This is a genomic window from Novosphingobium profundi (assembly GCF_018491765.1).
GTDB lineage: Bacteria > Pseudomonadota > Alphaproteobacteria > Sphingomonadales > Sphingomonadaceae > Novosphingobium > Novosphingobium profundi.
This window is the reverse complement of record NZ_JABWCU010000081.1, coordinates 1-611: the sequence shown is the minus strand read 5'-3', so window position 1 is coordinate 611 and position 611 is coordinate 1. Positions and strand designations below refer to the sequence as shown.

General features: G+C 70.2%; 1 protein-coding gene. It reads right to left on the bottom strand.

From position 1 onward, the window contains the following. Positions 1 to 611 (bottom strand): hydantoinase/oxoprolinase family protein (locus HT136_RS26105; RefSeq protein ID WP_281423521.1); only part of this gene is annotated, 611 nt, incomplete at both ends.

Sequence of the window (611 nt, the reverse complement as noted above, 5' to 3'; positions counted from 1 at the left end):
GCGCACAGCACGCCCGGCGAAACCGGCGAGACGGCGGGCCACGAACCCATCAGCCTGGCGACGGCATTGACGTGGAGCGGACCCGCCCCGCCAAAGCCCATGACCGCGAAGTGCCGGGGGTCATAGCCCTGCTGCACCGAGATCATGCGCAGCGCGCCGAACATGTTCTCGTTGACGATGTCGATGATGCCGCGCGCGGCTTCCATGAGGCCGATGCCCAGCTTGTCGGCGATCGTCTGGACCGACTTCTTGGCGCCCTCGCGGTCGAGCTTGAAGGTGCCGCCCAGAAGGTTCTCGGGCAGGTAGCCGAGCACGACGTTGGCGTCGGTCACGGTGGGCAGCGTGCCGCCCTTGCCGTAGGCGACCGGCCCCGGCACGGCGCCCGCCGATTCCGGGCCGACGCGCAGCGCGCCGGTGAGTTCGGGGACATAGGCGATCGAGCCGCCGCCCGCGCCCACGGTCTTGACGTCGAGCGCGGAGGCGCGGACCGAGAGGTGGCCGACTTCGGTGGTGCGCACGCGGCGCGCCTCGAGGTTCTCGATGAGCGCGACGTCGGTCGAAGTGCCGCCCACGTCCAGCGTCAGGATGTTCTTGATGCCGGCGTTCTTGCC